At 64.9% G+C, this 25,925-nt stretch carries 25 protein-coding genes and 1 tRNA gene; 21 read left to right on the top strand and 5 right to left on the bottom strand.

From position 1 onward, the window contains the following. Window positions 1-72: 72 nt before the first annotated feature. Window positions 73-936, bottom strand: coding sequence for a D-hexose-6-phosphate mutarotase (locus tag JS536_RS03770; RefSeq protein ID WP_214355812.1), 864 nt, complete (start codon window positions 934-936; stop codon window positions 73-75). A gap of 153 nt (window positions 937-1,089) precedes the next feature. Between JS536_RS03770 and holA the strand changes: the two genes are divergently transcribed. The 7 genes from holA (at window position 1,090) to JS536_RS03735 (ending at window position 6,427) form a co-directional block, all read left to right on the top strand. Next, window positions 1,090-2,061, top strand: coding sequence for a DNA polymerase III subunit delta (gene holA / locus JS536_RS03765; RefSeq protein WP_214355811.1), 972 nt, complete (start codon window positions 1,090-1,092; stop codon window positions 2,059-2,061). 36 nt (window positions 2,062-2,097) lie between these two features. Beyond that, complete coding sequence (gene tsaE / locus JS536_RS03760) at window positions 2,098-2,661, top strand: tRNA (adenosine(37)-N6)-threonylcarbamoyltransferase complex ATPase subunit type 1 TsaE (RefSeq protein WP_214355810.1); 564 nt, start codon at window positions 2,098-2,100, stop codon at window positions 2,659-2,661. A gap of 76 nt (window positions 2,662-2,737) precedes the next feature. Further along, a complete protein-coding gene (gene tsaB / locus JS536_RS03755; protein WP_214355873.1) occupies window positions 2,738-3,547 on the top strand; it encodes a tRNA (adenosine(37)-N6)-threonylcarbamoyltransferase complex dimerization subunit type 1 TsaB in 810 nt (269 codons plus the stop codon). Then, window positions 3,547-4,179, top strand: coding sequence for a ribosomal protein S18-alanine N-acetyltransferase (gene rimI, locus JS536_RS03750; RefSeq protein ID WP_214355809.1), 633 nt, complete (start codon window positions 3,547-3,549; stop codon window positions 4,177-4,179). Before tsaB ends, rimI begins: the two co-directional genes overlap by 1 nt. Beyond that, window positions 4,176-5,219, top strand: coding sequence for a tRNA (adenosine(37)-N6)-threonylcarbamoyltransferase complex transferase subunit TsaD (tsaD, locus tag JS536_RS03745; protein WP_214355808.1), 1,044 nt, complete (start codon window positions 4,176-4,178; stop codon window positions 5,217-5,219). The genes rimI and tsaD overlap by 4 nt, the downstream gene beginning before the upstream one ends. Before the next feature lie 124 nt (window positions 5,220-5,343). Further along, on the top strand, window positions 5,344-6,204 hold the full coding sequence (locus JS536_RS03740) for a deoxyribonuclease IV (protein ID WP_214355807.1): 861 nt from the start codon (window positions 5,344-5,346) through the stop codon (window positions 6,202-6,204). Window positions 6,205-6,351: 147 nt separating this feature from the next. Continuing rightward, a tRNA-Asn gene (locus JS536_RS03735) sits at window positions 6,352-6,427 on the top strand. Window positions 6,428-6,499: 72 nt separating this feature from the next. Here the strand turns inward: JS536_RS03735 and JS536_RS03730 are convergent. Further along, the gene (locus tag JS536_RS03730; protein WP_214355806.1) at window positions 6,500-7,342 is read right to left on the bottom strand and encodes a hypothetical protein; all 843 of its coding nucleotides are present in this window, start codon (window positions 7,340-7,342) and stop codon (window positions 6,500-6,502) included. 243 nt (window positions 7,343-7,585) lie between these two features. On the opposite strand from JS536_RS03730, the gene JS536_RS03725 reads away from it, so the two are divergent. Continuing rightward, window positions 7,586-8,209, top strand: coding sequence for a M23 family metallopeptidase (locus JS536_RS03725; RefSeq protein ID WP_214355805.1), 624 nt, complete (start codon window positions 7,586-7,588; stop codon window positions 8,207-8,209). A gap of 6 nt (window positions 8,210-8,215) precedes the next feature. Here the strand turns inward: JS536_RS03725 and JS536_RS03720 are convergent, their stop codons facing one another. Beyond that, complete coding sequence (locus tag JS536_RS03720) at window positions 8,216-9,946, bottom strand: hypothetical protein (protein ID WP_214355804.1); 1,731 nt, start codon at window positions 9,944-9,946, stop codon at window positions 8,216-8,218. A gap of 262 nt (window positions 9,947-10,208) precedes the next feature. Then, on the bottom strand, window positions 10,209-11,429 hold the full coding sequence (locus tag JS536_RS03715; RefSeq protein ID WP_214304937.1) for an NADP-dependent isocitrate dehydrogenase: 1,221 nt from the start codon (window positions 11,427-11,429) through the stop codon (window positions 10,209-10,211). A 127-nt stretch (window positions 11,430-11,556) separates the two neighbouring features. Here JS536_RS03715 and JS536_RS03710 point away from each other — a divergent pair, with 127 nt between their 5' ends. The 10 genes from JS536_RS03710 to rlmN all read left to right on the top strand — a co-directional run bounded on the left by JS536_RS03710 (window position 11,557) and on the right by rlmN (window position 22,010). Then, the gene (locus JS536_RS03710; RefSeq protein ID WP_214355803.1) at window positions 11,557-12,681 is read left to right on the top strand and encodes a GuaB3 family IMP dehydrogenase-related protein; all 1,125 of its coding nucleotides are present in this window, start codon (window positions 11,557-11,559) and stop codon (window positions 12,679-12,681) included. 163 nt (window positions 12,682-12,844) lie between these two features. Beyond that, window positions 12,845-13,336 (top strand): hypothetical protein, encoded by a 492-nt coding sequence (locus JS536_RS03705; protein WP_236029450.1) that lies wholly within the window; start codon window positions 12,845-12,847, stop codon window positions 13,334-13,336. Between the two features lie 124 nt (window positions 13,337-13,460). Beyond that, window positions 13,461-15,548 carry an AMP-dependent synthetase/ligase gene (locus tag JS536_RS03700; RefSeq protein ID WP_214355802.1) on the top strand — a complete coding sequence of 696 codons (2,088 nt, stop codon included), beginning with the start codon at window positions 13,461-13,463 and terminating at the stop codon, window positions 15,546-15,548. Between the two features lie 4 nt (window positions 15,549-15,552). Next, window positions 15,553-16,032, top strand: coding sequence for a peptide deformylase (gene def, locus JS536_RS03695; protein ID WP_214355801.1), 480 nt, complete (start codon window positions 15,553-15,555; stop codon window positions 16,030-16,032). A gap of 380 nt (window positions 16,033-16,412) precedes the next feature. Beyond that, window positions 16,413-17,243, top strand: coding sequence for a 30S ribosomal protein S2 (gene rpsB, locus JS536_RS03690; protein WP_214355800.1), 831 nt, complete (start codon window positions 16,413-16,415; stop codon window positions 17,241-17,243). Window positions 17,244-17,321: 78 nt separating this feature from the next. Further along, window positions 17,322-18,173, top strand: coding sequence for a translation elongation factor Ts (tsf, locus tag JS536_RS03685; protein WP_214304932.1), 852 nt, complete (start codon window positions 17,322-17,324; stop codon window positions 18,171-18,173). Window positions 18,174-18,400: 227 nt separating this feature from the next. Then, window positions 18,401-19,141: a UMP kinase gene (pyrH, locus tag JS536_RS03680; protein WP_109056041.1), complete on the top strand. Its 741-nt coding sequence runs from the start codon at window positions 18,401-18,403 to the stop codon at window positions 19,139-19,141. Between the two features lie 74 nt (window positions 19,142-19,215). After that, window positions 19,216-19,767: a ribosome recycling factor gene (gene frr / locus JS536_RS03675; RefSeq protein ID WP_214304931.1), complete on the top strand. Its 552-nt coding sequence runs from the start codon at window positions 19,216-19,218 to the stop codon at window positions 19,765-19,767. Window positions 19,768-19,791: 24 nt separating this feature from the next. Further along, window positions 19,792-20,778, top strand: coding sequence for a phosphatidate cytidylyltransferase (locus JS536_RS03670; protein ID WP_214355799.1), 987 nt, complete (start codon window positions 19,792-19,794; stop codon window positions 20,776-20,778). A 62-nt stretch (window positions 20,779-20,840) separates the two neighbouring features. Next, a complete protein-coding gene (gene rlmN, locus JS536_RS03665; protein ID WP_214355798.1) occupies window positions 20,841-22,010 on the top strand; it encodes a 23S rRNA (adenine(2503)-C(2))-methyltransferase RlmN in 1,170 nt (389 codons plus the stop codon). Between the two features lie 277 nt (window positions 22,011-22,287). On the opposite strand, the gene JS536_RS03660 is transcribed toward rlmN, so the two are convergent. Next, on the bottom strand, window positions 22,288-22,836 hold the full coding sequence (locus JS536_RS03660; protein ID WP_214355797.1) for a type 1 glutamine amidotransferase domain-containing protein: 549 nt from the start codon (window positions 22,834-22,836) through the stop codon (window positions 22,288-22,290). Between the two features lie 196 nt (window positions 22,837-23,032). On the opposite strand from JS536_RS03660, the gene hisF reads away from it, so the two are divergent. The 3 genes from hisF to JS536_RS03645 are packed head-to-tail and all read left to right on the top strand — an operon-like array spanning window position 23,033 to window position 25,844. Further along, window positions 23,033-23,803, top strand: coding sequence for an imidazole glycerol phosphate synthase subunit HisF (hisF, locus tag JS536_RS03655; protein WP_109056046.1), 771 nt, complete (start codon window positions 23,033-23,035; stop codon window positions 23,801-23,803). A 32-nt stretch (window positions 23,804-23,835) separates the two neighbouring features. Continuing rightward, entirely contained in the window at window positions 23,836-24,246 is a 411-nt protein-coding gene (hisI, locus tag JS536_RS03650; RefSeq protein ID WP_214304926.1) for a phosphoribosyl-AMP cyclohydrolase, read from the top strand. 41 nt (window positions 24,247-24,287) lie between these two features. Next, window positions 24,288-25,844: an anthranilate synthase component I gene (locus JS536_RS03645; RefSeq protein ID WP_214304925.1), complete on the top strand. Its 1,557-nt coding sequence runs from the start codon at window positions 24,288-24,290 to the stop codon at window positions 25,842-25,844. Window positions 25,845-25,925: the final 81 nt, after the last annotated feature.

Genomic DNA, 25,925 nt, shown 5'->3' with positions numbered 1-25,925 from the left:
ATGGGGTTGTGCCTCCACCGATGGAAACACAACCCCATATAGCCACAGGTTCGGCAAGACCTGAACCGATGCTCAGCGCACCGCGACGGACTGCGCCAGCGTATGCGACTGTCCGGCTTCGAGCGTGATCATGCGCTCGCGGTTGGCCGCCGCCTCCACGCAGACGAAGTCACGCCATTCGCCGGTGGCGAGGTCGCCGATCGCGTTGCCGGCGGTCTCACCCGGATTCCACACCACGGTGGCGGTCGAACCTTCAGCCTCGATGGCGATCGTACGATCCAATGCATCGTCGCGCACCTCAAGCGGACCATTCGCCAGATAGATGCGGTCCACCATCGAGCCGTCGAACGCGACCGGGCCAGTCTGCCCGCACTCCGGGAAACCGGATTGCGTGGCGTCCAGATAGCGTGCGCCGTCCAGGCCGATCACCTGCGAGCGCGTCACGTCACCCACGTGGAAATACGTGTGCAGCGCGGCCTCATAGGAGAACGGTTCGTCACCCGTGTTGGTGACGGTCAGGGCCATCTTCAGCGTCTCGCCGGCCGTCACCTCGTAAGCTGCGTGGAAGCGGGGATTCGGGTTGCCGACGAACTGGGCGAGCGTTGCGGCGTCGATATCGTCGGAATCCAGCGTGTAACGGATATGGTCGGCGGACAGCGAGTCGGCGTCCACCTGCCATGCCGAGACGCGGGCGAACCCGTGCTTCGGCTTCTTGTCGGCCATATGGCCGTCCTCATAGCCCTGGTTGAACCAGGGGAAGATGACCGGCACGCCGCCACGGATCGCGGTATCCTCCCTGAACGTGATGGCGCGCGGCTGCCAGACCACGTCCGGCTGGCCCTGCGGCGCCCAGCGCAGCACGTGCGCGCCATGGTCGCTGATCGTGGCGGCGCCGCCCTCGTTGGCGAGGCTGCGAACGGTGAATGATGCGCTCATGATTCCTCCAAACTACTCGAATTGGCGAGTGCGTCACCGTCCATTATGCGCGCAGACGGCACGGGAATCCCGCACATCGATGCTCCGAGACGTTGGGGCCGCCGAATGCGCCGGCCGCCGGCGCTTGTCCAAGCTGTGTGGGGAGATGGACGCATGGCCAAATCAGCAGCGAAGACACCGGTGACGGTGGTGCCCGGGGGAGACTCGTACCTCAACGGCGAGCGCGTCAAGGAACTGTGCGCCGAGGCGCTCAAGGCCCGTCCGGACGCCGAACTCATCGAACTGGACGCCACCGGCGCCGACCGGTACGCCTTCGACGAGGCCGTAAGCCCGTCGCTGCTCTCGGACGTGGCCGTGGTCAAGATCCTCAACCTCCAGAACGCGGATGAGAAACTCGCCGAAGCGATCGTGGCGTACACCAAGGAGGCCGCCAAGGACCCGGCGAACTCCAGCGTGGTGATCTGTCAGCATGAAGGCGGCGCGAAGGGCAAGCGCGTGCTCGACCAGCTCGTCAAGGCGGGCGCCCGCAAGGAGGACGTGCCGGACCTGAAGAAGCCGGACGCGCAGCTCAACTTCACCATCGCGCAGTTCGAGAAACGCGGCCGGCGCGTGGAACCGATGGCCGCCCAGCAGCTCGTCTCCGTGCTCGGCGGCAAGACCGGCGAACTGGCTGCCATGTGCGAACAATTGTGCTTCGACTTCGACGACGACCCCATCGGCCTGGACCGTGTGAACCAGTACCTGACCGCCAACCCGCAGGTCACCGGTTTCGCCGTGGCGGACAAGGCCGTGGAGGGGCGCACCGCCGAGGCCATCGTGATGATGCGATCGGCCGTGGAACAGGGCACCGACCCGATAGCGTTGATCGGCGCGCTCGCCATGAAGCTCAGAACCATCGCCAAGGCGTCCGCGGTGAAGGCCGGCACCATCTCGCAAGCCGAGGCCAAGACGAACCCGTGGGTGCTGAAGAACGCGATGCGCCAGCTCGGCGGATGGACCTCGCCGGGGCTCGCGCACTGCATCCGCATGCTCGCCTGGGCGGACGAGCAGAGCAAGACGAACGGCGGCGACCCCATGTACGCGCTGGAACGGTGCATCGAGGACATCGCCCGCAAGGGCCGGTAGCGAGGTTGGGGATTAATTAACAGAAAGGTTGTAAACATGAGTGCGCAGAACATCACGGTGGCGGTACCGACCGGCGAGGATATGCAGGAACTGGGCCGGCGCGTGGCGCAACGGGTGCATGGCGGCGACGTACTGCTCCTGTCCGGGCCGCTGGGCGCGGGCAAGACCACGTTCGCGCAGGGATTCGGCGCGGGCCTGGCCATCACCGAACCCATCGTGTCGCCCACCTTCACCATCGCCCGCGAACTCGACGGACGATTCGCGGACGGCACCCCGGCGCACCTGGTGCACGTGGACGCCTATCGTCTCGGCGGCTCCTCCTACGCGCCCGGACAGGACGCGGTCGGCCGGCTCCTGGACGAACTGGAGTCGCTGGGCCTGGACGAGGAGCTGGAGGATCCCGGCGAGCACACCGTGGTGCTCATGGAGTGGGGCGAACAGATGGCCACCGCGTTGGCGCCGGAACGGTTGGAGATTCACATCGACCGTCCGCTGGATGCAGCCGCGGTGACGGATGAGGGCGGCGAACTGACCGGCGACGGCGAGCGCACCGTGACCTTCGTGCCGGTCGGGCCGCGTTGGGCGTCGTTCGCGCTCTGATTCCTAGAGGACTGGTTGTAGACTCTTAAAGGCTTTTTCGCGGCCGGTGGCCGATGTGACGCAGGAGGATTGCATGGTGACGCATACGCTGGTGATTGACACCTCATTCGGTTCCACGGTCGGCGTGGCCGGGCATGAGCCCATCGTGGAGACCGATTCGCGCACCCATGTGGAGAAACTGCAGGGCAACATCGCCCGTGTGGTGGCGGACGCCGGCCTCAAGCCCTCCGACCTGGACGAGATCGTGGTGGGCGTGGGCCCGGCACCGTTCACCGGCCTGCGCGCCGGCATCGTGGCCGCCAAGGCGCTGGCCTTCGCCACCGGCGCGAAGCTGCTCGGCCAGAACGTGCTCGAACCGCAGGCGCAATGGAACCTCATCCGCCGAGGCAAGGCCGGCACGCTCGGTGATCCCCGCACCTTCCACGTGCTCACGCTCGCCGTCAACGACGCGCGCCGCAAACAGCTGTACTTCGAACTGTGCCCGAGCCCGGTCGAAGGCGCCGGCACCGACAGGCAGGACATCGCCAAGCCGCTCATCGCCATGGACATCGACTATCCGGCCTCCATCGTGGAGCGCGTCAACGAAGCCGTGCGCGCATACCGTCAGACCGTCGAGGGCGACGTGGTGGTGGACGTGATCGGCCACGGCGCCGAGAAATACGCGGCCGTGCTGGACGGCATCGAATCGGTCGGCGACATCACCGACTCCTCCGTGCTCGACCAAGGCGAGCAGGGGCTCGGCATTTTCGCCACCGAAGCGGTGCTCAACGCCGAACACGACCCGGACGCCCCGGTCGAACCGCTCTACCTGCGCCGTCCGGACGCCGAGGTTCCGGCCCCGCTCAAGCACGTGCTCGGCCACGAGGGCGCGGAGCGTACGGCCTGATGATCGTCGACCTGAACGAACTGGACTACGAACGGACCGTCGCCGCCATGCGTGCGCTGGAGGTCGAACTCTTCGGCAACCACGCCTGGAGCGAGGCGTCCGTCCGCCAGGAACTGACCATGCCGGGACGCACGTACGTGTTCGACATCGACGATGACGGTACCGGTGACGCTGATGATGCGAACGGCGCCGTCCGTGGATTCGCCGGCTACTGGTACGACGGCGAGGACGCGGAGATCATGGACGTGGGCGTCGGCCGCGACTACCAGAGGCAGGGCATCGCCCGCACGCTGATGAGCGAACTCATCGCACGCGCCACGGCACAAGGCGCGCGACGCATGTTGCTGGAGGTCAGCGTGGTCAACGAACCGGCCATCGCCCTCTACCACGGCTTCGGCTTCGAACGCATCGGCCTGCGCAAACGCTACTACCAGCCCGAAGGCATCGACGCCTACGTGATGGCGTTGGACCTCCAGCCGCGCGTGGCCGGCTTCCAAAGCGCGGCGCAGACGGCGGACGAGGCAGTCCGGACGAAGGCAGCGACCCCGGAAACACAGGCTCCGGCATCATCGCAAACCACGGTTACGGCAGACGAAACGCGGCAATACAAGGAACAGGAGAGGCAATCATGAGCGAACCGATCGTATTGGGTATCGAATCCACCTGCGACGAGACCGCGGCGGCCATCGTACGCGGCCGCGAACTGCTGTCCAACGTGGTGGCCTCCTCCATGGAGGAACACGCGCGATATGGCGGCGTCATCCCCGAAATCGCCTCGCGCGCGCATGCCGAGGCGTTCGTGCCCTGCGTGTCCAAGGCGCTCGCCGACGCGAACATGACGCTCGCCGACGTGGACGCCATCGCCGTGTCCGCAGGCCCCGGACTCGCCGGCTGCCTCGCCGTGGGCGTCTCCGGAGCCAAGGCCCTCGCATGGGCGTCCGGCAAACCCCTGTACGGCATCAACCACGTGATCGGACACATCGCGGTCTCCCAACTGCAGTTCGGCGCCTTTCCGCCGGACACGCTGGCCCTCATCGTCTCCGGCGGCCACACCTCCCTGCTGCATGTGGAGGACATGCCCCGCAAGATCGACGTGGTCGGCACCACGCTGGACGACGCGGCCGGCGAATGCTTCGACAAGGTGGCCCGCCTGCTCGGCTTCCCCTACCCGGGCGGCCCGCACATCGACCGTCACGCCCAGCACGGCGACCCGCACGCCATCCGCGTGCCCCAGGGCCTGACCCAAGGCAAGGCCGGCGCCGCGCACCCCTACGACTTCAGCTTCTCCGGCGTCAAGACCGCCGTGGCCCGCTGGGTGGAAAGCGAACAGGCCGCAGGCCATGAAATCCCCGTGGACGACGTGTGCGCGTCCCTGGCCGACTCCGTGGCCACCGTGCTCGCCCGCAAGGCCATGCGCGGCTGCGAGCAATACGATTCCAACACGCTCATCGTGGGCGGCGGCTTCTCCGCTAACTCGCAGCTGAGGGCCAAACTCCTCGAATACGGCGACAAGCACGGCGTGGAAGTGCGCATCCCGCAGATCAAACTCTGCACGGACAACGGCGCCATGGTGGCCATGCTCGGCGTCAACCTCGTGGAGGCCGGCGTGGCCCCCAGCGCACCCGACTTCGCCATCGACTCGGCCATGCCCCTGACCAAGGTCAGCATGTAACGGTTAGGCCTCTACCCATCCGCCCGCCCCGCGGAGACGAGACGATCGCAGCGGTCGGGCCACACGCGGGACGTGACGGTATCATGGCCGGAACGCAGCAGGAACATCACAAGGAGAGACTCCCATGACCGGACTGTTCATCGGATCGCACCTGTCCGCCTCGGGCGGATGGAACGCACTGCTCAAACGTTCGCACGACGAAGACGGCACCACCTTCGCGTTCTTCCCGCGCTCGCCGTACGGCAGCGTCTCCAAGTCGCTCACGCCCACGGGCGCGGCCGGATTCGGCGAGCGGCTGGTGACGGAAGGATACGGTCCGCTCGTCGTCCACGCACCCTACGTCTACAACTTCGCCGCCAAGGACCCGGACAAACGCGAATTCGCCATCCGCGCGCTCGCCGAGGACATCCGGCTACTCGCCCCGATCAAAGAGGCCGGCCAGGAGGTCTACCTCAACATCCATCCCGGCTCCCACGTGGGGCAAGGCGCCGAAACCGGCCTGCAGCTGATCGCCGACGGACTCAGCCGGGTGCTTGACGCGACCGACGGCGCCGACATCATGGTCTTGCTGGAAACCATGGCCGGCAAAGGCACCGAATGTGGACGCACCTTCGAAGAACTCGCCACCATCATGGACGGCGTGGAACAGGCCGCACGCATCGGCGTGACCATCGACACCTGCCACCTGCTGGACGGCGGCTACGACCTGACCGGCGACTACGACGGCGTGATGGACGAACTCGACCGCGTCATCGGCCTCGCCAACGTCAAGGCCATCCACGTCAACGACTCGCAGTTCGGTCTGAACTCGCACAAGGACCGTCACGCCAACATCGGCGACGGCCAGCTCGGCATGCCGTTCTTCACCCGGCTGGTCAACGACCCCGTACTCTCCGAACTGCCGATGATTCTGGAAACCAAGGAGCAGACGCCCACTACACACCGCGAGGAAATCGCGCTGCTGCGCTCGCTGCGGAAAGGCTGATGGCGAATCCGCGGGTACATTGAAAAAGGGCCGATTCCGTGTAATTCCGTGCACGACATGCTTTGAGCGGGCGTGATTTGCATTTCCGCAGGAGACGTGTAATATACATGACTTGTGCGCGAGAGAAATCTTGGGCGCAATAATCATTCCTGCGTAGCTCAGTTGGCAGAGCATCCGACTGTTAATCGGACGGTCACTGGTTCAAGCCCAGTCGCAGGAGCCATGAGAAGCCCCTTGAACAACAAGGGGCTTCGTCGTTTCCAGGCTATCCCCCCATCTCGCCGGACCGTCAAGGTCATCGGGACTCGGCGCGAGGCCGGTGTCGCTTCGAATTCAGCCATCCGGCCAACAGGAACGGTCCGGCGAACGCCGCGATATCCTCGATCAGCAGCGCCAGTGTGACGGGGACGATCCAGCGGGCGTCGACCACCGGGATGCTGATGCCGGTCATGAGGACGATGATGAAGACGCAGAGCCACGTGACGAACGCCATGGTGGGCTCATCCTCGATGGGCTTTCTGGCCATCACGACCGTAAACGCCACGAAAAGCATCAGGAACATGATCAGGGCCATGAAGAAGAGATGCAGGAACACCGTTTCGCCGGCATCATGCACGTTCACCGTGATGTTGCTGTCGTAATCGCCCTGATACAGGGTCGCCGTATCGCCCTGCAGCGTGATGCCTCCGGCGACGGCTTTCCCGCCATTCGTGAACCATATCGGACCATAGCGGGATTCCCCGCCCAGATACGGGTACCCGGGGTCTTCGAGCCAGGCGAAGGTCATGCCGCCGTTCACGTGCAGATCCGATACGCCGCAAACCCGCTCCAATGTGTGCGGGGATACCCCACGGTGCCATGAACCCATGGTCATGCCGACGGCTGTCGCGATGAACGTCTGAATCGCCGCAATGGCCGCATACCATGCCGTCGATTGGGGATGCGCACGCCACATGCCGGGCTTTCGGAAGAACCTGAACGCCAGGACCAGCGTGGCCATCACCCCGCCCGCGCCGACGCCGATCATGATCATCGGCTCGATGTTGCCCTGGCTGAACGGATTCACGCTGAGCGGCACTTCGCAGACCTTCACTGGCTTCCCCTCTTGCGTCGTTGCGGCGATTCGTGCCGATGCCAAGTCCTCATTATGCCATGCAGTCAGGGTAGGCGGCCGAAGATGACCGCCAAGCAGCGTTTATGGAACCGGCTCTGCTGATGTGGATAACTCTGCAAGCTCGAACCACATACCCCGTTTCGACTGGACGACGCTATCGGCCATGCCCCAGGGTGGAATCGGCCGGTGACGATGCCGGCACGGGGAGGCACGAACGGGCCGCTCCGGATTGCAATGGTCTTCCATCAATGGGGAAGGGGCTTTGACATGAACATGTACGATTGGCGGCGCGACGAGGCGATTCGGGCGGCGAAACGGCGCGAATGGGAACGATTGCGGGACGAACGCAGACGGCGGCACGTCGATCTCGCGATCGCGTGCGCATTAGTCGCCGGATTGGTCTTGGCATTGGGAATCGGGATCGTGGACGCGAACGCCGGAGAGATGTCGGTGAATCCCGGCGCCGAGATCTCGCAATGCGAGGCTCTCTATGGCTGGCCCGTCGAGACGGTGGTCATCGAACAAGAGTTCGAACGTCCGTTGAACGCCTGGTCGCCGGGGCATCGCGGGGTCGACCTTGCGGCCGAAACGGGCACGGCCATACTTGCGCCGAAAGCCGGGACGGTGAGCTTCGTCGGCAAGGTAGCCGGCAAGGACGTGGTCAGCGTGCGGCACTCCAACGGCGTGATCTCCACCTTCGAACCGGCAGGCACCCACTTCGCGGTCGGCTCGAAGGTGGCGCGCGGGCAGGTCATCGGCACGGTCGAAGGCGAGTCGGACCATTGCGGGGACCGATGCCTGCATTGGGGTCTCAAACGCGGCGCCGCGGATTACCTGGACCCGGAACACGTCACCGGAAACAAAAGAATCGCGTTGAAACCGGTGGGGTAGCGGGAATCACAGGCCGGCGTCGGCGAGGGTGATGTATCCGGGGTCGATGAGCGTGGCCTTGAGGTTGCTGGCGCTGACGGCCAGAAGCGGCTCGTTGATGGTCGGCACCTTCTTGACGCCACCCACCTGGGTGTTGCGCACGGAAACCATCGATTCCAGTTCCTGGCCCTTGTTGAGCCTCGTGCAGGCCTCGGCGATGTCCGAAGCAAGCGCCTTGCGGTTTTCCATGCCGGTCATCCACTGCTTGCCGTTGACCACGGACGGGATGTTCGAGACGTATGCGCCGTATCCGGTCACCAGCGGCCACTGCGCGTCCTTGGCCTTGTCCGTGGCGGTGGAGTCCTTGCCGCTGCCGGAGCCATCCGACGTGTTGGCGTCGTCGTTCTCCGGGGACTTGATCGGATCCGGCACGGCCTGACGGCTCAGATCCTTCTTGCCGGTGATGTTGCCCACGATGCCGGAGATGGTGATCTGCGGGTTGATGTCCGCGGCCGAACCGGTGTATCCGAGATCGTCCAGTTCGGTGACCACTTCGGAGGCCACGTAGTCGTTAAGCGCGAGGACGGCGTCGATGCGCGTGGGGGAGTCGGCCCCGTCGTCCGTGGCCAGGCGCGCGGAGAGCGCTTTGGCGCTGGACCCTTCCTTGGAGGCGTCGTACGCCACGAGCTGCCAGTCGTTCTCGGTGGTCTTGGCGTCCAACGTGCCCGAAGGCGATTTCACCACGCCCTTCTGGTAATAGGCGCCGAGCACCTGCCAGATGCCGCGGAACGCCTCGCGCGCGAACGTGGAGTCGCCGGCCGTGCCCTTGGCGTCCGCCGGGGTGTACGGCAGCAGCACCTCGATGTACTTGGGATTGTCCTTGCTGGCTTTGGTGAGCTGCAGCTTGGCAACGATCTTCTCCGCCTGCAGACGGCCGATGGCCTGCGCATCCGAGAACTTCGCGAAGGCGTCCGGCCGGTATCCCTCGATACTGTTGCCCAGCAGCACCACATGCATGCCGGACTCCTTGGCCAGCTTCAGTGAGGAGACCAGACGGTCCACGGCCTCGGCCTGCGCGTCGTCCTCCGTGGCTTTGGCGGTATCGGTGCCATCGGTACCGCCGTCGGACGAATCGGCGGAGGTGTCGCCCTTCGACGATGACTTGTCCGAACCGGACGAACTGGACGAACCGGGTGAGGTGGATGAATCGTTCGTGTCGGCGGAGGTCCCCGTGTCGGTTTCGGCGTCGGCGGAGCCTTCGGTGGTCACCTTATCGCCGCTGGTACTGAGCTCCTGGCTCACGTAATCGCCGTACTGGCGTGTGGAGGCGTCGGCCTCCACCACCGGGGCGACCAGCAGCGTCGTGTTCTCGGGGGTGATGGTGATACCGGAGTCGCTCGTCTCGCCCTTGCTGGACAGATGGTCGACCACATAGTCCTGGATCGCGCGGCTCTGCTTGTCGAGCGAATCGGAGGTGGTGTGGGAGATGTCCCCCTTCTTGAATCCGGCGTCGACCAGCGCGTCGGTGATGTCGGGCGTGAGCTTGGCCCACTTGTTCAGCGGCGTCTGCTGGCTGAGCGTGATGCCGTCGGACGGGGTGAACAGGGCCACCGCCCCAAGGGAGGTGCTGGTGATCGTGGTGTCGCCGTCGGTGTCGGTCCGGTCGGAATCCGAGGCGCAGGAGGCCAACGAAAGCGCCATCGCGCAGGCGGCGGCGAAGGCGGTGAGGACGGTGGCTGGACGGCGTGCGGACACCATAGGCGTACGGAACCTCCTTGGGATCCTGAAAACGGATGTCGGAAACGGACTGAATAACGATACTAGTCGCCGGTATATGAAAAGTCCCGGACACATGACGGGAAATCGTCACATATCCGGGAACGATCAGGGTGGGATTGCGAAATGAAGTCGGCTGGAAACCGCCGCAGACTACCCCTCAGTCCGCTTCGCGGCCAGCTCCCCTGACAAGGGGAGCCATGGGGACTTGAGGGAACGATCAGGGTGGGAACTGGGGGTGGGATCAGTCGGCCAGGGCCTTCTGGAGGTTCTCGTCCAGCGCGTTCATGAAGCCTTCGGTGTCGAGCCACGGCTCGTCCGGGCCGATCAGCATGGCCAGGTCCTTGGTCATCTGGCCGCCCTCCACGGTGTCCACGATGACCTTCTCCAGCGTCTCGGCGAAGTGGCGCACCTCGGGGGTGCCGTCCAGATCGGCGCGGTGCTTCAGGCCGCCGGTCCACGCGAAGATGGAGGCGATCGGGTTGGTGGAGGTCTTCTCGCCCTTGAGCCAGCGGCGGTAGTGGCGGGTCACGGTGCCGTGCGCCGCCTCGGCCTCCACGGTCTGGCCGTCCGGGGTCATGAGCACGGAGGTCATGAGGCCCAGCGAGCCGAAGCCCTGCGCCACGGAATCGGATTGCACGTCGCCGTCGTAGTTCTTGCAGGCCCAGATGTAGCCGCCGTGCCACTTGAGGGAGCTGGCGACCATGTCGTCGATGAGACGGTGCTCGTAGGTGAGGCCCTCGGCCTCGAAGCGGTCCTTGTACTCGGTTTCGAAGACCTCGGCGAAGATGTCCTTGAACTGGCCATCGTAGGCCTTGAGAATGGTGTTCTTGGTGGACAGGTACACCGGGTAGTGGCGCATGAGGCCGTAGTTGAAGCAGGCGCGCGCGAAACCGCGGATCGAATCGTTCACGTTGTACTGCACCTGGGCCACGCCGCCGTCCGGGCCGTAGTTGTAGACCACATGCTGGATCGGCTCGGAGCCGTCGTCCGGGGTGAAGGTCACGGTCAGCTGGCCGGCGCCCGGAACCTTGAAGTCCGTGGCCTTGTACTGGTCGCCGAAGGCGTGGCGGGCCACCACGATCGGCTTGGTCCAGCCCGGCACCAGACGCGGCACGTTGCTCATCACGATGGGCTCGCGGAAGATGGTGCCGCCCAGGATGTTGCGGATCGTGCCGTTGGGGGACTTCCACATCTTCTTCAGGCCGAATTCCTTGACTCGGGCCTCGTCGGGGGTGATGGTGGCGCACTTGACGCCCACGTGATGCTTCTGGATGGCGTGGGCGGCGTCGATGGTCACCTGGTCGTCGGTCTCGTCGCGGTGCTGGATGCCCAGATCGTAGTAGTCAAGGTTCACGTCGAGATACGGCAGAATCAGACGGTCCTTGATGTCCTTCCAGATCACGCGGGTCATCTCGTCGCCGTCGAGTTCGACAACGGTGCCTTCGACCTTGATTTTGGCCATGTTCCCTCCCTGTAGATGGTGTGAAGATGGTTCAATTCATATCTCATGTTTGTAACGCCGGGCCGTGCGTGACGAGAATATGGACATGCCTTGCCCCGAGTCCGTCCCCGGCAATAGTCTTGAAGCCATGTCTCAGGAAATTGAAATCGGTTTGGGTAAAAAGGGCCGTCTCGGCTATGCGCTTGACGATGTGGCCATCGTTCCGTCCCGTCGCACGCGCGATCCCGAGGACGTCTCCACGTCCTGGCAGATCGACGCCTACGAGTTCGACGTGCCGGTGCTCGGCGCCCCCATGGATTCGGTGACCAGCCCGGCCACCGCCATCGCCATGGGCAAGATGGGCGCGCTCGGCGTGCTCGACCTGGAGGGTCTGTGGACCCGCTACGAGGATCCGACCCCGCTGCTGGAGGAGATCGCCGGCCTGCCCGCCGACGAGGCCACCGCACGCATCCAGCAGATCTACGCCGAGCCGGTCAAGCCCGAGCTCATCACGCAGCGCCTGCACGAGATCCGCTCCGCCGGCGTCACCGTGGCCGGCGCGCTCTCCCCGCAGCGCACCCAGCAGTTCTACTCCACCGTGGTGGATGCGGGCGTGGACCTGTTCGTGATCCGCGGCACCGTGGTCTCCGCCGAGCACGTCTCGGCGGGCCACACCCCGCTCAACCTCAAGAAGTTCATCTACGACCTCGACGTGCCGGTCATCGTGGGCGGCGCCACCAACTACACCGCGGCCCTGCATCTCATGCGCACCGGCGCCGCCGGCGTGCTCGTGGGTTTCGGCGGCGGCGCGGTCTCCGCCACCCGCCAGACCATCGGCGTGCAGGCCCCCATGGCCACCGCCATCGCGGACGTGGCCGAGGCCCGCCGCGACTACATGGACGAGTCCGGCGGCCGCTACGTGCAGGTCATCGCCGACGGCGGCATGGGCGACTCCGGCAGCTTCGTCAAGGCCCTGGCCCTGGGCGCCGACGCCGTGATGCTCGGCGCGCCGCTGGCCCGCGCCACCGAGGCTCCGGGCAAGGGCACCCACTGGGGCGCCGAGGCCCGTCACCAGACCCTGCCGCGCGGCTTCCGCACCACCGTGGGCACGGTCGGCTCCCTGGAGCAGATCCTGTTCGGACCGAGCCACCAGGCGGATGGCAAGACCAACTTCATCGGCGCGCTCAAGCGTGCCATGGCCTCCACCGGATACGTGGACGTGAAGAACTTCCAGCGTTGCGGCATGGTGGTCAACCCCTATTCCGCACGCTAAGGGCTGCCGCATGTGAGCGCTAACCCTTGATTTCCAAGGAATGACGCCGATTCGAGGCGCGCTGGGTCGTTTGACTTGGCGCGCCTTTCGTGTTGTTGTTAGGGGGTATGGCCCGCGCATTGGGGGATGGGGCCATGCAACCTATCAGAAGGGGATAACCACCATGGATCACTATTTCTTCTTTACCCATGGGCGCAGGTACGATCCGTTGCCCGGTTTCAACGGATTCATCGTCGTGGAGCTGTCCGACAGACCGGTCAGATACCACATCCAGCCCACCTTCATCGGCGGCATGAACGCCGATGAATGCCACACCATGGCCCTGGCCGCATGCCGGATCGCCTGCACGTCGGCGGACGCCGTACGCGGCAAGCTCAGCGTGGACCGGCTGCACCGGGCCATGACCCAGCCCTGCCTCGAACGGCTGCGCACCATGCAGTACCTGCTGGACACGCACATGCTCACCCATCCGTCGGACAAGGCCAAGTTCTGCTATCTGCCCACGGTTCCCACGCTGATCGACGGCGTGATCGTCAGCCAGGAGACGCTGGAGATGGCGGTGTTCATGACCATCGGCCAGGAAGACGTCAGGGTGACGCTTCGCTTTCGGTTCATCGGAAGCCGATGGATGTGTCAGTACGCCGATCTCGGCTGACACATTTCCCACGGATGTCCGATAGATGTCCGATAGATGATGACGGCTCGGCCCAAAGCCGAAGTCCGTCCGATTCGGCCCGCCGTACCCGACTCTCGGCGCGGTGGGTCTTATAGTGTAAAGCATGCGTGAACATGTTGAAGCACCCAGGTATGTGACCACCGACGAGGACACCGTCTTCTCGCTGCTGGTCAAGCGTGCCGCCCGCACCCCGGACGACACCATCGCCGAATGGCAGGACGACGAAACCCACCAATGGCACAGCGCCACCGCCTCCGAAATGCTCGCCCGCGTGCGCGAGATCGCCAAGGGCCTCATGGGCCTCGGCGTCAAGGCCGGCACGATGGTTCTCATCTATTCGCCCACCTGCTATGAGTGGGGTCTGGCGGACTTCGCCTGCGCGGCCATCGGCGCCGTGGTGGTGCCCGTCTACGAGACCGACTCGGCCAAGCAGACCGCCGCCATCGTGGAGGAGGTCAACCCCGTCATCGCCTTCGCTGGCGATTCCCAGCGCGCGCAGACGCTGGAGCAGATCCGCGTGAATCACCCGGGCATGAAGTACGTCTTCAACTTCAAGGCCGACGGTCTCGACGGCGTGGCCGACTTCGGCACCGGCGTGAGCGACGAGGCGCTCGACCAGGCCATCGCCCGCATCAAGGCGGACGACCTGCTCACCGTGGTGTACACCTCCGGCTCCACCGGCAAGCCCAAGGGCGCCATGCTCTCCAACCGCAACTACACGCACATCGTGCTCAACGGCTACGAGATCCTCAACGGCATGCTCTACCGGGACAACCGCCTGCTGCTGTTCCTGCCCTTGGCCCACTGCTTCGCCCGCTACATCCAGTACGTGGCCATCGGCGGCTGCGGCGTGGTGGGGTACATCCCCAACGCCAAGCACCTGCTGGCGGATATCCGCAGCTTCAAGCCCACCTATCTGCTGGGCGTGCCGCGCGTGTTCGAGAAGGTCTACAACGCCGCCTCCCAGAAGGCCGGCGCCGGCATCCAGGGCTACATCTTCGCCCAGTCCGTCAAGCATTTCGTCAAGTGGAGCAAGGACGAGCAGGACGGCAAGGGCCACTCGCCGATCGAGCGCATGAAGCATTCGTTCTACATGGCCACGGTGGGCAAGTCCATCCGCTCCGCCCTGGGCCCGAACCTCAGGTGGCTGGCCTGCGGCGGCGCGCCCCTCAACGTGGATCTGGCCCACTTCTTCAACGGCATGGACGACATCACCTTCATCCAGGGCTATGGCATGACCGAAACCGCCGCCCCGATGCTCGTCAACTGGGAGGACGACAACGAGGTCGGTTCGGTCGGCAAGCCCGGCCCCGGCATGGGCGTGCGTCTCGGCGAGGACGACGAAATCGAACTCACCGGCCCGAACGTGTTCCTCGGCTACTACAAGCAGCCCGAACTGACCGCCCAAGCCATGACCGCCGACGGCTGGATCAAGACCGGCGACCTGGGCCGCATCGACGACAAGGGCTTCACGTTCATCACCGGCCGCAAGAAGGACATCATCATCACCGCCGGCGGCAAGAACATCAGCCCGGCGCCGATGGAGGACATCATCGACACCTGCCCCATCGTGGCGCACGCCGTGGTGGTGGGCGACGGCAAGCCGTTCGTCTCCGCGCTCATCGAGCTCGACCCGGAGATGCTGCGCTCCTGGCTCGAGGGCCAGGGGCTGGACGCGGACATGACCCTGGGCGAGGCCAAGGAGAACGACGCGGTGCGCGCCTTCATCCAGCAGTACGTGGACCAGGCCAACGCGAACGTGTCCCGCGCCGAATCCGTGCGCAAGTTCGAGATCCTGGATGAGGAGTTCAACCAGGCCAACGGCACGCTCACCCCGAGCATGAAGGTGGTGCGTCCCAAGGTGCTGCAGCGCTACGCCTCGGTCATCGAGGACGAACTGTACGCCCCCAAGCCCTCCAACAAGCCGCTGCCGGCCACCGCCAAGATCATCGACAGCACCTCGGAGACCGTCAAGAAGGCCTCCGTGCAGGTCAAGCAGGCGTCGGAGCAGATGAAGCAGGCGTCCGAACAGATGCGCACCAGCGTGTCGGATTCGCTTGCTAGCGTATCGGTGAAAATCAAGAAGGCCAAGGCCGAGGCCGAGGACGGCGAGGACGGTGGCGAAAACACCTCCGCAGCCGACGAGAACGGCGAGAACGGCCAGAGCCGCGACGAGAAGAACGAGGAGTAAATCAGTGGCCATCCGTGAGATCAGGGTCGTGCCCGATCCGGTGCTGCGCACCCCCTGCGACGAGATCAAGGAAATCACCCCGGCCGTGCGCCGCCTGGTCGACGACCTGCTGGAGACCGTGGACGATCCCGGTCGCGCCGGCCTATCCGCCAACCAGATCGGCGTGAGCCTCAGGGCGTTCTCCTACAACATCGACGGCAAGATCGGCTACATCCTCAACCCGGTCATCGAGGAGACCTCCGGCGAGCAGTACGGCGACGAGGGCTGCCTGTCCGTGCCCGGCCTGTGGTACAAGACCCGCCGCGCGGACTACGCCCGCGTGCGCGGCATCGACCTGGACGGCAAGGAGGTGGTACTGGAGGGCCACGGCCTCATGGGCCGCATGCTCCAGCACGAATGCGACCACCTGGACGGCCACGTCTACCTCGATCGCCTCGAGAAGGAGGAGCGTCGCGCGGCGCTGAGGTATATGCGGAGCCGTTAGGCGGACAGTCCGGTGGACTGTCCGTAGGCGACGCCTGAGTGAGGCGATAGCCGAACGAAGGTGATATCGGGCCCGCCGAAGGCGGTCCGCTATTGCCAGTCGTGATAAGTGAGTCACGGCATGAGTCGGAAGGCCGGTACGTTGCGGGAAGCCGCAATAGTACCGGCCTTCTGTTATTCTGAAAACTTGTGTGCCACCCGGCAACGGACGCAGTCGCTGGCGTTCGGGGCCACCCCAATATTGTCAACCGGCACACGAAAAATTCGCGTCATGCTCGCGACGGCCTGTGTCGGTCGGTTGCAAGCCCGCATCAGGCGGGGGAGCGGCTGCACGCAGGTGCGCATGACCAGGCAAGAACCGACAAGAAAGGTAGTAATACCATGGCTCAGATCACTATGAGCGACATGCTGAAGGCCGGCCTGCACTTCGGCCACCAGACCCGCCGCTGGAACCCGAAGATGAAGCAGTTCATCCTCACCCAGCGCAACGGCATCCACATCATCAACCTGTTCAAGTCGCTCGACATGATCGACAAGGCGTACGACTTCATCAAGACCACCGTGGCCCACAACGGCACCGTGCTCTTCGTCGGCACCAAGAAGCAGGCTCAGGAAGCCGTCGCCAACCAGGCCACCCGCGTGAACATGCCGTACGTGTCCGAGCGCTGGCTCGGCGGTATGCTGACCAACTTCCAGACCGTTTCCAAGCGCGTGAACCGCCTCAAGGAGCTTGAGGAGATGGACTTCACCGACGTGCACGGCTCCGGCCTGACCAAGAAGGAACTCCTCCTGCTTGAGCGCGAGAAGGACAAGCTCAACAAGCAGCTGGGCGGTATCCGCAACATGAACCGCACCCCGTCCGCCATGTTCGTGGTCGACATCACCAAGGAGGCCCTGGCCGTCGAGGAAGCCCACAAGCTGGGCATCCCGGTCGTCGCCATCGTCGACACCAACGCCGATCCGGACATCGTCGACTACCCGATCCCGGCCAACGACGACGCCATCCGCGGCATCGAGCTGCTCACCAGCCTGATGGCCGACGCCGTCGCCGAGGGTCTGCTCGAGCGTTCCGGCGCCAACAAGGCCGCCGGCGAGACCGCCGAGCAGCCGATGGCCGCCTGGGAGAAGGAACTCCTGACCAACGAGGCTCCGGCTGAGGCCGCTCCGGCCGCCGCCGAGGGCGAAACCGCTGAGGCCCCGAAGGCCGAGTGATGCTCTACGATGGGAAGTGCCTGAACACAGCGCTTCCCATCGTTTTTGGGTAAGCAATATTCTCAAGGAGAAAAATCAATGGCAGCAATTACCGCCGCACTGATCAAGCAGGTTCGTGAAGACACCGGCGCCGGCATGCTCGACGTCAAGAAGGCCCTGACCGAGGCCGAGGGTGACGTCGCCCGCGCCAAGGAAATCATCCGCGCCAAGGGCATCGCCGCGGCCGGCAAGCGTGAAGGCCGCAAGGCCCAGGAAGGCACCATCGCCTCCAAGGTCGTCGAGGGCGCCAACGGCGAGACCGGTTACGCCGTCGAGCTGAACTCCGAGACCGACTTCGTGGCCAAGACCCCGAAGTTCGTGGAGTTCTCCGAGGAGATCCTCGGCTACGCCGTGGAAGCCGACGCCAACTCCGCCGAGGAGCTGCTGGAGGCCAAGGCCGGCGATTCCACCGTCAAGGTGGCCATCGAGGAAGCCGCCGCCCTGTTCGGCGAGCACGTCAAGGTCGGCCAGTACGCCAAGGTCTCCGGCGAGCACGTCGAGATCTACGCCCACAAGAAGTCCGCCGAGATGCCGCCGAGCATCGTGGCCATGATCGCCACCGACAAGGCCGGCGCCGCCGTGGCCCACGAGGCCGCCCTGCAGATCTCCGCCATGGGCGCCAAGTGGCTGACCCGCGAGGACGTCCCGGCCGAGGTCGTCGAGTCCGAGCGTCGCGTGGCCACCGAGAAGTCCCTGGCCGAAGGCAAGCCGGAGAAGATCGTCCCGAAGATCGTCGAGGGCCGTCTCAACGCCTTCTTCAAGGAAGTCGTGCTGCTCGAGCAGCCGTTCGTCAAGGATCCGTCCAAGACCGTGGGCGACCTGTTCAAGGAAGTCGGCGGCTCCGCCACCGCTTTCGTGCGCATCGAGGTCGGCAAGGGCGAGGAGGAGTGAGTCTATAAGGACTCGCTCGCTTCCGCACCGGTCTGACCCAGTGCGTCCAGCGTGATCGTCCGGTATGGCATGCCATGCCGGACGGGGGAAGCGCCATCCAACTCCAGGTTGGGTGGCGCTTTTCGTATGGTGCCGGGTGTCGCTGCATCGGGGTGTCGTCGTAAGCCGATACGCTTGTCTACTGGATATTTTCAGGCACTTGTCGTTTTTGTAAGGAAAGGCACAACATGACTGAACAGGACAAGCCGCGCAGGGTGCTGCTCAAGCTCTCCGGCGAGGCGTTCGGCGGCGGCAAGGTGGGTATCGACACCCAGGTGATCCGCCGCATCGCCGAGGAGATCGTCCCCGCCGTCAAGCAGGGCGTCCAGGTGGCCATCGTGGTGGGCGGCGGCAACTTCTTCCGCGGCGCCGAACTGCAGCAGGCCGGCATCGACCGCTCCCGCGGCGATTACATGGGTATGCTCGGTACTGTGATGAACTGCCTTGCGCTGCAGGACTTCCTGGAGCAGGAGGGACAGGCCACCCGCGTGCAGACCGCCATCACCATGGGACAGGTCGCCGAACCGTACATTCCGCTCAAGGCCATCCGTCATCTGGAGAAGGGCCGCGTGGTCATCTTCGGCGCCGGCGCCGGCATGCCGTACTTCTCCACGGACACCGTCTCCATCCAGCGTTCCCTGGAAATCCACTGCGACGAAGTGCTTATGGGCAAGAACGGCGTGGACGGCGTGTATACGGCCGACCCGCGCAAGGATCCGAACGCCAAGCGCTTCGAGACGCTGAGCTACAACCGCGCCCTCGTGGACAACCTGGCCGTCATGGACGCCTCCGCGCTGTCCATGGCCCGCGACAACAAGAAGCGCATCCGCGTCTTCGGCCTCGAAGGCCAGGGCAACGTCACCCGCGCGCTGCTGGGCGACGAGATCGGCACGCTGGTCTCCACCGCCGAATCCCGCGTGGCCGACTGAGCCGCCTCCGGCAATCGCCTACAATCAGATACCAAGCGTTCATAGACGAACACCACCAATCAAAAGGAGTGAACATGTCCCTCATCGATCAGGCCAAGGAACAGATGGCCAAGACCGTGGAAAACACCAAGGAGAACTTCGCGGGCATCCGCACCGGCCGCGCCAACCCGGCCCTGCTCAACGGCATCATGGTCGACTACTACGGCGCCCCGACGCCGATCAAGGCCGTCGCCTCCATCGGTGTCCCCGAGCCGCGCACCCTGGCCGTCACCCCGTTCGACGCCTCCCAGGCCGCCGCCGTGGAGAAGGCCATCCGCAACTCCGATCTCGGCATCAGCCCGAACCGTGACGGCAACGTCATCCGCCTGACCATGCCGGAGCTCACCGAGGACCGCCGCAAGGAATACGTCAAGCTCGCCAAGGGCAAGGCCGAGGACGGCAAGGTCGCCGTGCGCAACATCCGCCGCAAGACCAAGGAAACCATCGACAAGTCCGTCAAGGACGGCGACATGGGCGAGGATGAGGGCGATCGCCTGCTCAAGGACCTCGACAAGGTCACCAAGTCCATCACCGACGAAATCGACGCTCTGCTGGAGACCAAGCAGAAGGAGATCATGGAGGTCTGATTCCCGGACCCGGTACGGAGCATTATGGAACGCAACGAACAACTACACGCAGAGGCCGAGGAGACCCTCGACCAGATCAACAAGAAAACCGGTCGCAACATGCCACAGGCCATCGGCACGGCCGTGGTGCTCATCGCGATCATTCTCGGCTGCCTGCTGTTCAGCATCGACCTGTTCGTGCTGTTGGTCGTGGTGTTCATGATTCTGGCGCTGTGGGAGCTGAGGGTCGATTTCGCCACCGTGGGGCTGCACATTCCGGTGCTCATGCTCTGGATCTGCTCGGCCCTCACGCTCCTTGCCACCTACTATTCCCCGTACCATCTCATCACGATGTCGCTGAGCATCATCGTCTCGATCATCCTCGTGGCGATCTCCGCCAGCGCCAAACTCAGCTTCGGCAACCGCCTTTCCCTGGCGGTCGCCGGCAAGCTCTCCAACACGGACGCCAGCGCCCGTCTGGAATCGTCCTTCAATCATGAAGGCGGCGAGCAGCACCACTCACGACTGAGTCATGTGGCCGTCTCCGTGCTCACCGTGCTGTACATCCCGCTGCTGGCAAGCTGCATCATCATCCCGCTCACGTTCAACGACCACCCCGTGGCGCACGCCATCATGCTGGTGTTCATGCCCGCCCTGTCCGACACGGGCGGCCTGTTCGCCGGCGCATGGCTCGGCAAGCACAAGCTCAGCCCGCGCATCTCCCCGAAGAAATCGGTGGAGGGCCTCATCGGCTCCATGCTGTTCGCGATGGCCGGCGCATTCGCCGTGTTCGCCTGCACGTACGATGCCGCCACCTGGGCCACCCGCTGGTGGGTGCCGATCGTGGCCGGCATCCTCATCGGCGCGGTGGGCACCTTCGGCGACCTGTGCGCCTCCATGCTCAAGAGGGACATCGGCATCAAGGACATGGGCCACCTGCTCAAGGGCCACGGCGGCGTGATGGACCGCGTCGATTCCATCCTCATGAGCGCGCCGTTCACCTGCGCGCTGCTGTGGGTCACCGGACTGTGACGCGGCGGACGGTCGCAGGACAGTCACCAATCAATGCAAGATTCGAGAGCGAAGCGAACGTCATGACCAATCAGGAAACCGACACCCCGGAAACCGGCATCACCCCGGGCGGCACCGCGGGAGCCTTCCGCGACGTGCTGTCCAAGGACCATGCCCGCCGAGGCAAGCCGCCGCTGCATTTCGTGGACATGACCCCCGAGGAGCGCATCGAGCGCGCCGGCGAACTGGGCCTGCCCAAATTCCGTGTCAAGCAGCTGGCCAACCACTACTACGGCCACTTCGACGTGAACGCCGCCGAGTTCACCGACTTCCCGGCCGCCAAGCGCGATGACGCCGCGGCCGCGTTCTTCCCGCAGCTCATCACCGAGGTCACCCGCCAGGTGGCCGACCAGGGCACCACCATCAAGACGCTGTGGAAGCTGTTCGACGGCTCCCTCATCGAATCCGTGCTCATGCGCTATCCGACGCGCACCACGCTGTGCATCTCCTCGCAGGTGGGATGCGGCATGGGATGCCCGTTCTGCGCCACAGGCAAGCTCGGTCTGACCCGCAACATGTCCGCCGGCGAGATTGTGGAACAGGTGCGCGTGGCCGCCAGAATGATGCGAGACGGCGAAGTGGCCGGAGGCCCTGGACGCCTGAGCAACATCGTGTTCATGGGCATGGGAGAGCCGATGGGCAACTACAGGTCCGTGCTGTCCGCCGTACGCCAGATCTCCTCCATGCCGCCCGAGGGATTCGGCATCTCCGCCCGCAACATCACCGTATCCACCGTGGGCGTGGTGCCCGGCATCAGGAAGCTCACCGCCGAAGGCATCCCGGTGCGCTTGGCCGTCTCGCTGCACGCGCCGAGCGACGAACTGCGCGACGAGCTTGTGCCGATGAACAAGCGCTTCAACACCGAACAGGTGCTGGACGCCGCCCATGACTACTGGCTGGCATCCAAACGCCGCGTGAGCATCGAATACGCGCTCATGCGCGGCATCAACGACCAGGCCGAACATGCGCGTCTGCTGGCCAAGCGGCTCAACCATTACGGCGACAACTGGGCGCATGTGAACCCGATTCCGCTCAACCCCATCGAAGGCTCCAAGTGGACGGCCTCCAAGCCCGAGGACGAGGCGCGGTTCCTGGACATCCTGCATGCCGCCGGCATCACCGCCACATTGCGTGACACCCGCGGCCAGGACATCGACGGCGCCTGCGGACAGCTCGCCGCCAAGGAACGCTGAGCGTCGTACTGCGGGAAAGGAATCGGCCTTCGGCCGATGCTGCTGATTTCCGCAGCTTTCGCTGCTTATTTCTCTCCCTCACCCGGCTTACGCCGGGAGCTCCCTCGTCAGAGGGAGCCAAGGACTATGACATATAGCCCAGCCTCCCTCTGACGAGGGAGGTGTCATCGGCGTAGCCGATGACGGAAGGAGAGAAGCGGCAGCAAAGCTGCGGAAGACACAGCATCGGCCGAAGGCCGATTCCATACCGTGACGAGACGTGCTCGCAGGGGCGCCTTTACTTCAACGCATCCTTGATCGCGTCCACGAAGTAGTCCAGATCGTCGGGCTTGCGGGAGGTGATGAGACGGAAGCCGTTGGCGTCGTCCACATGCACCTGCTCGTCCACGTAGTGGCCGCCCGCGTTCTCGATGTCGGCCGCGATGTAGCGGCAGGGGGCCGCGGTCTTGCCGGCGATCAGCCCGGCGTTCACCAGCAGCCATGCGCCATGGCAGATGGCCGCGATCGGCTTGCCCTCATGGGCGAACTCCTGGGCCAGGGCGATGGCGTCCTCGTTCACGCGGATACGATCCACGTTGCAGGTGCCGCCAGGCACCACCAACAGGTCGTAATCGACGGCCTGCACATCCGACAGACGGGCGTCCGGGGTCAGCGTCTCGCCTTCGTAGCGGTCATGCTGCACGGTCTCGCACGGATCCAACGTGGTGGCGGCGAGCGTCACCTGCGCGCCGGCGGCCTTGAGATCGCGCAGCGGGCGCGTCAGCTCGGTCTCCTCGATGCCCCAGTTGTTCACGATGATCAGTACCTTGCTGCTCTCCACAGCCATGACAGCCTCCTTTGGATTGGCGGATGGTTCCATCGCATATTCTCCCACAGCCCACGCCTGAGCGCGGCCGTTTGCCGACGGTTCGCGGGGCGCGCAATCGCGTCGATTCTCATATTCCAGAAACGCCCGCGGCCATGTAACGGGAGATAGGTAGGCTGAGGAGCGTTATCTGCAAAGCCGAACAGGGGAGTGAAGCATGTCGTTGGCGGTACGAGTCATCCCGTGCCTGGACGTTGACGCCGGTCGTGTGGTGAAGGGTGTGCATTTCGAGAACCTCAAGGATGCCGGCGACCCCGTGGAACTGGCCGCCGAATACTACCGGCAGGGAGCCGACGAGATCACCTTCCTCGACGTGACCGCATCCAGCTCGCACCGCGGCACCATGATCGACGTGGTCTCGCGCACCGCCGAGCAGGTGTTCATCCCCATGACCGTCGGCGGCGGCGTGCGCACGCCCGAGGACGTGGATTCCCTGCTGCGCTGCGGCGCGGACAAGGTCGGCGTCAACACCGCAGCCATCAACGACCCCTCGCTCATCAGCCGCGTGGCGGACCGCTTCGGCAACCAGGTGTTGGTGCTTTCCGTGGACGCCCGCCGTGAGAAGGGCGAGCAGCACACGCAGTCCGGTTTCGAGGTCACCACCATGGGCGGCCGCAAATCCACCGGCATCGATGCCATCTGGTGGGTCAAGCGCGCCGAGGAACTGGGCGCAGGCGAGATCCTGCTCAACTCCATGGACGCCGACGGCACCCAGGAGGGCTTCGATCTGGAAATGATCCGCGCCGTGCGCAAGGAGGTCAAGATCCCGATCATCGCCTCCGGCGGCGCCGGCAAGGTCGAGGATTTCCCGCCCGCCATCGAGGCCGGCGCGGACGCCGTGCTGGCCGCATCCGTGTTCCATTACGGCATCATGACCATCGCCGACGTCAAGGCCGAGCTCAAGAAGCACGGCTACACCGTGCGCTGAAACGAAGCAACCATACGAAAAAGCAAGAGGACATGACGAACACAACCACCGAAACCATCGCATACGACAACTCCGAAACCCTGGATCCGCGCATCGCGGAACGGCTGAAGCGCGATTCCAAGGGTCTGGTCGCGGCCGTGATCCAGCAGTACGACACCCGTGAGGTGCTGATGGTCGGATACATGAACGACGAGGCGCTGCGTCGCACCCTGACCACCGGCCGCGTGACCTTCTGGTCCCGGTCCCGCCAGGAATACTGGCGCAAGGGCGACACGTCCGGCCATGTGCAGTACGTCAAGGGCGTCTCGCTCGACTGCGACGGCGACGCGCTGCTGGTGGAGGTCGACCAGGTGGGCGCCGCCTGCCATACCGGCAAGCGCAGCTGCTTCCTCGAGGGCGGCCCGCTGCCCGTGGTCGAAGGCCACCGTCCCGCCGACCAGTGAGCCGGCTTCCCATCCGAACAGCTTTTCCCAAGGAGGATCGTATGAGCGAATGCAGCGTCAAGCACCTGAAGTGGGGTGCCACCTGGCCCAGCCGCGAACAGTTCCACGAGCTGGCCGATAAGGGATACCGTGTGATTCCGATCGTGCGCAGGCTGCTCGCCGACTCGCTCACGCCGGTAGGCTTCTACGAGCGTCTCGCCGGCGGCCGCAGCGGCACGTTCATTCTCGAATCAGCGGAATTCGGCGGCACTTGGAGCCGATACAGCTTCATCGGCGTCAACTCGATGGCCCAGTTGCGTTCCCATGACGGCCAGGCCGACTGGCTCGGCAAGGTGCCGGCGGGCGTGCCGCGCACCGGCGACGTGATCGAAGTGGCCCATGCCACGTTGAAGACGTTGAAGGCCCCGCATGTGGAGGGGCTGCCGAACCTGACCAGCGGTCTGGTCGGCACGGTGGGCTGGGATGCGATCCGCCATTGGGAGCCCACCCTGCGCGCCGAGGCGCCGAACGAGACCGGTCAGCCGGAAACCGTGCTCGCCTTGGCCACGGACATCGCCGTGGTGGACCATGTATCCGGCTCCGTATGGCTCATCGCCAACGCGGTGAACGTGGACGACAAGCCCACCCGCGCGGATGCCGCCTACAACGAGGCCGTGGCCCGACTCGACCAAATGCAGCGCGACGCCGCCACGCCCACGCAGGGCGAGGCACGTGTCAACGTGCTGGACGAGACGGTCGAACAGCCCGAACTGCGCTTCCGCACCGAGAAGAGCCATTACGAGCATGCGGTGGAGGAGGCCAAGCGTCACATCATCGACGGCGACGTGTTCCAGGTGGTCATCTCCCAGCGACTCGACATCGATTCGCCCGCCGACCCGTTCGACGTGTACCGCGTGCTGCGCACCCTGAACCCGAGCCCGTACATGTACTTCATGGCGCTCACCGATGCGCAGGGCCGTGACTTCAACGTGATCGGCTCCAGCCCGGAAACCCTCATCAAGGTGGACAACGGCCATGCCATGACCTTCCCGATCGCAGGTTCCCGCCCGCGTGGCGCCACCCCGGAGGAGGACGAGAAGCTCGCCAAGGAGCTGCTGGCCGATCCGAAGGAACGCAGCGAGCACATCATGCTCGTGGACCTGGCTCGCAACGACCTGAGTCGTGTGTGCGATCCGACCACGGTCGAGGTCGTCTCCCTTATGGACATCAAGCGATTCAGTCATATCATGCATATCTGCTCCACCGTGACCGGCCGCGTGAACCCGTCCATGACCGCGTTCGACGTGTTCACCTCCGCGTTCCCGGCCGGCACGCTCTCCGGCGCCCCCAAGCCGCGCGCCATCGAGATCATCGATGAGCTGGAACCCGCCGACCGTGGCATCTACGGCGGCACCGTGGGCTACTTCGACTTCTCCGGCAATCTGGACATGGCCATCGCCATCCGCACCGCGTTCCTGCGCGACCATGAGGCGAGCGTGCAGGCCGGTGCCGGCATCGTGCTCGACTCCGTGCCCGCCACCGAATGGCAGGAGACGCGCAACAAGGCCGAGGCCAGCGTGGAGGCCGTGCAGATCGCCGCCCAGCTGCGCGAACTGTAAGGTAGTAAGCTAATCCGGCTCCCCTCTTTGAGAGCTGAGCCGTGAAGCAAACAGTCCGGCGGACTGTTTGTAGGCGAGGTG

The sequence above is a fragment of the Bifidobacterium sp. SO4 genome (genome assembly GCF_018555355.1).
GTDB classification, from domain to species: domain Bacteria; phylum Actinomycetota; class Actinomycetes; order Actinomycetales; family Bifidobacteriaceae; genus Bifidobacterium; species Bifidobacterium miconisargentati.
The sequence above is the reverse complement of the archived record's forward strand: the minus strand, read 5'-3'. Positions and strand labels throughout refer to the sequence as shown.

What these genes read in the sequence shown, in the direction of transcription:
- JS536_RS03770 (WP_214355812.1), bottom strand. Translation starts at nt 936, where the DNA reads ATGAGCGCATCATTCACCGTTCGCAGCCTCGCCAACGAGGGCGGCGCC.
- holA (WP_214355811.1), top strand. Translation starts at nt 1,090, where the DNA reads ATGGCCAAATCAGCAGCGAAGACACCGGTGACGGTGGTGCCCGGGGGA.
- tsaE (WP_214355810.1), top strand. Translation starts at nt 2,098, where the DNA reads ATGAGTGCGCAGAACATCACGGTGGCGGTACCGACCGGCGAGGATATG.
- rimI (WP_214355809.1), top strand. Translation starts at nt 3,547, where the DNA reads ATGATCGTCGACCTGAACGAACTGGACTACGAACGGACCGTCGCCGCC.
- tsaD (WP_214355808.1), top strand. Translation starts at nt 4,176, where the DNA reads ATGAGCGAACCGATCGTATTGGGTATCGAATCCACCTGCGACGAGACC.
- JS536_RS03740 (WP_214355807.1), top strand. Translation starts at nt 5,344, where the DNA reads ATGACCGGACTGTTCATCGGATCGCACCTGTCCGCCTCGGGCGGATGG.
- JS536_RS03725 (WP_214355805.1), top strand. Translation starts at nt 7,586, where the DNA reads ATGAACATGTACGATTGGCGGCGCGACGAGGCGATTCGGGCGGCGAAA.
- JS536_RS03720 (WP_214355804.1), bottom strand. Translation starts at nt 9,946, where the DNA reads ATGGTGTCCGCACGCCGTCCAGCCACCGTCCTCACCGCCTTCGCCGCC.
- JS536_RS03715 (WP_214304937.1), bottom strand. Translation starts at nt 11,429, where the DNA reads ATGGCCAAAATCAAGGTCGAAGGCACCGTTGTCGAACTCGACGGCGAC.
- JS536_RS03710 (WP_214355803.1), top strand. Translation starts at nt 11,557, where the DNA reads ATGTCTCAGGAAATTGAAATCGGTTTGGGTAAAAAGGGCCGTCTCGGC.
- JS536_RS03705 (WP_236029450.1), top strand. Translation starts at nt 12,845, where the DNA reads ATGGATCACTATTTCTTCTTTACCCATGGGCGCAGGTACGATCCGTTG.
- JS536_RS03700 (WP_214355802.1), top strand. Translation starts at nt 13,461, where the DNA reads ATGCGTGAACATGTTGAAGCACCCAGGTATGTGACCACCGACGAGGAC.
- rpsB (WP_214355800.1), top strand. Translation starts at nt 16,413, where the DNA reads ATGGCTCAGATCACTATGAGCGACATGCTGAAGGCCGGCCTGCACTTC.
- tsf (WP_214304932.1), top strand. Translation starts at nt 17,322, where the DNA reads ATGGCAGCAATTACCGCCGCACTGATCAAGCAGGTTCGTGAAGACACC.
- pyrH (WP_109056041.1), top strand. Translation starts at nt 18,401, where the DNA reads ATGACTGAACAGGACAAGCCGCGCAGGGTGCTGCTCAAGCTCTCCGGC.
- frr (WP_214304931.1), top strand. Translation starts at nt 19,216, where the DNA reads ATGTCCCTCATCGATCAGGCCAAGGAACAGATGGCCAAGACCGTGGAA.
- JS536_RS03670 (WP_214355799.1), top strand. Translation starts at nt 19,792, where the DNA reads ATGGAACGCAACGAACAACTACACGCAGAGGCCGAGGAGACCCTCGAC.
- rlmN (WP_214355798.1), top strand. Translation starts at nt 20,841, where the DNA reads ATGACCAATCAGGAAACCGACACCCCGGAAACCGGCATCACCCCGGGC.
- JS536_RS03660 (WP_214355797.1), bottom strand. Translation starts at nt 22,836, where the DNA reads ATGGCTGTGGAGAGCAGCAAGGTACTGATCATCGTGAACAACTGGGGC.
- hisF (WP_109056046.1), top strand. Translation starts at nt 23,033, where the DNA reads ATGTCGTTGGCGGTACGAGTCATCCCGTGCCTGGACGTTGACGCCGGT.
- hisI (WP_214304926.1), top strand. Translation starts at nt 23,836, where the DNA reads ATGACGAACACAACCACCGAAACCATCGCATACGACAACTCCGAAACC.
- JS536_RS03645 (WP_214304925.1), top strand. Translation starts at nt 24,288, where the DNA reads ATGAGCGAATGCAGCGTCAAGCACCTGAAGTGGGGTGCCACCTGGCCC.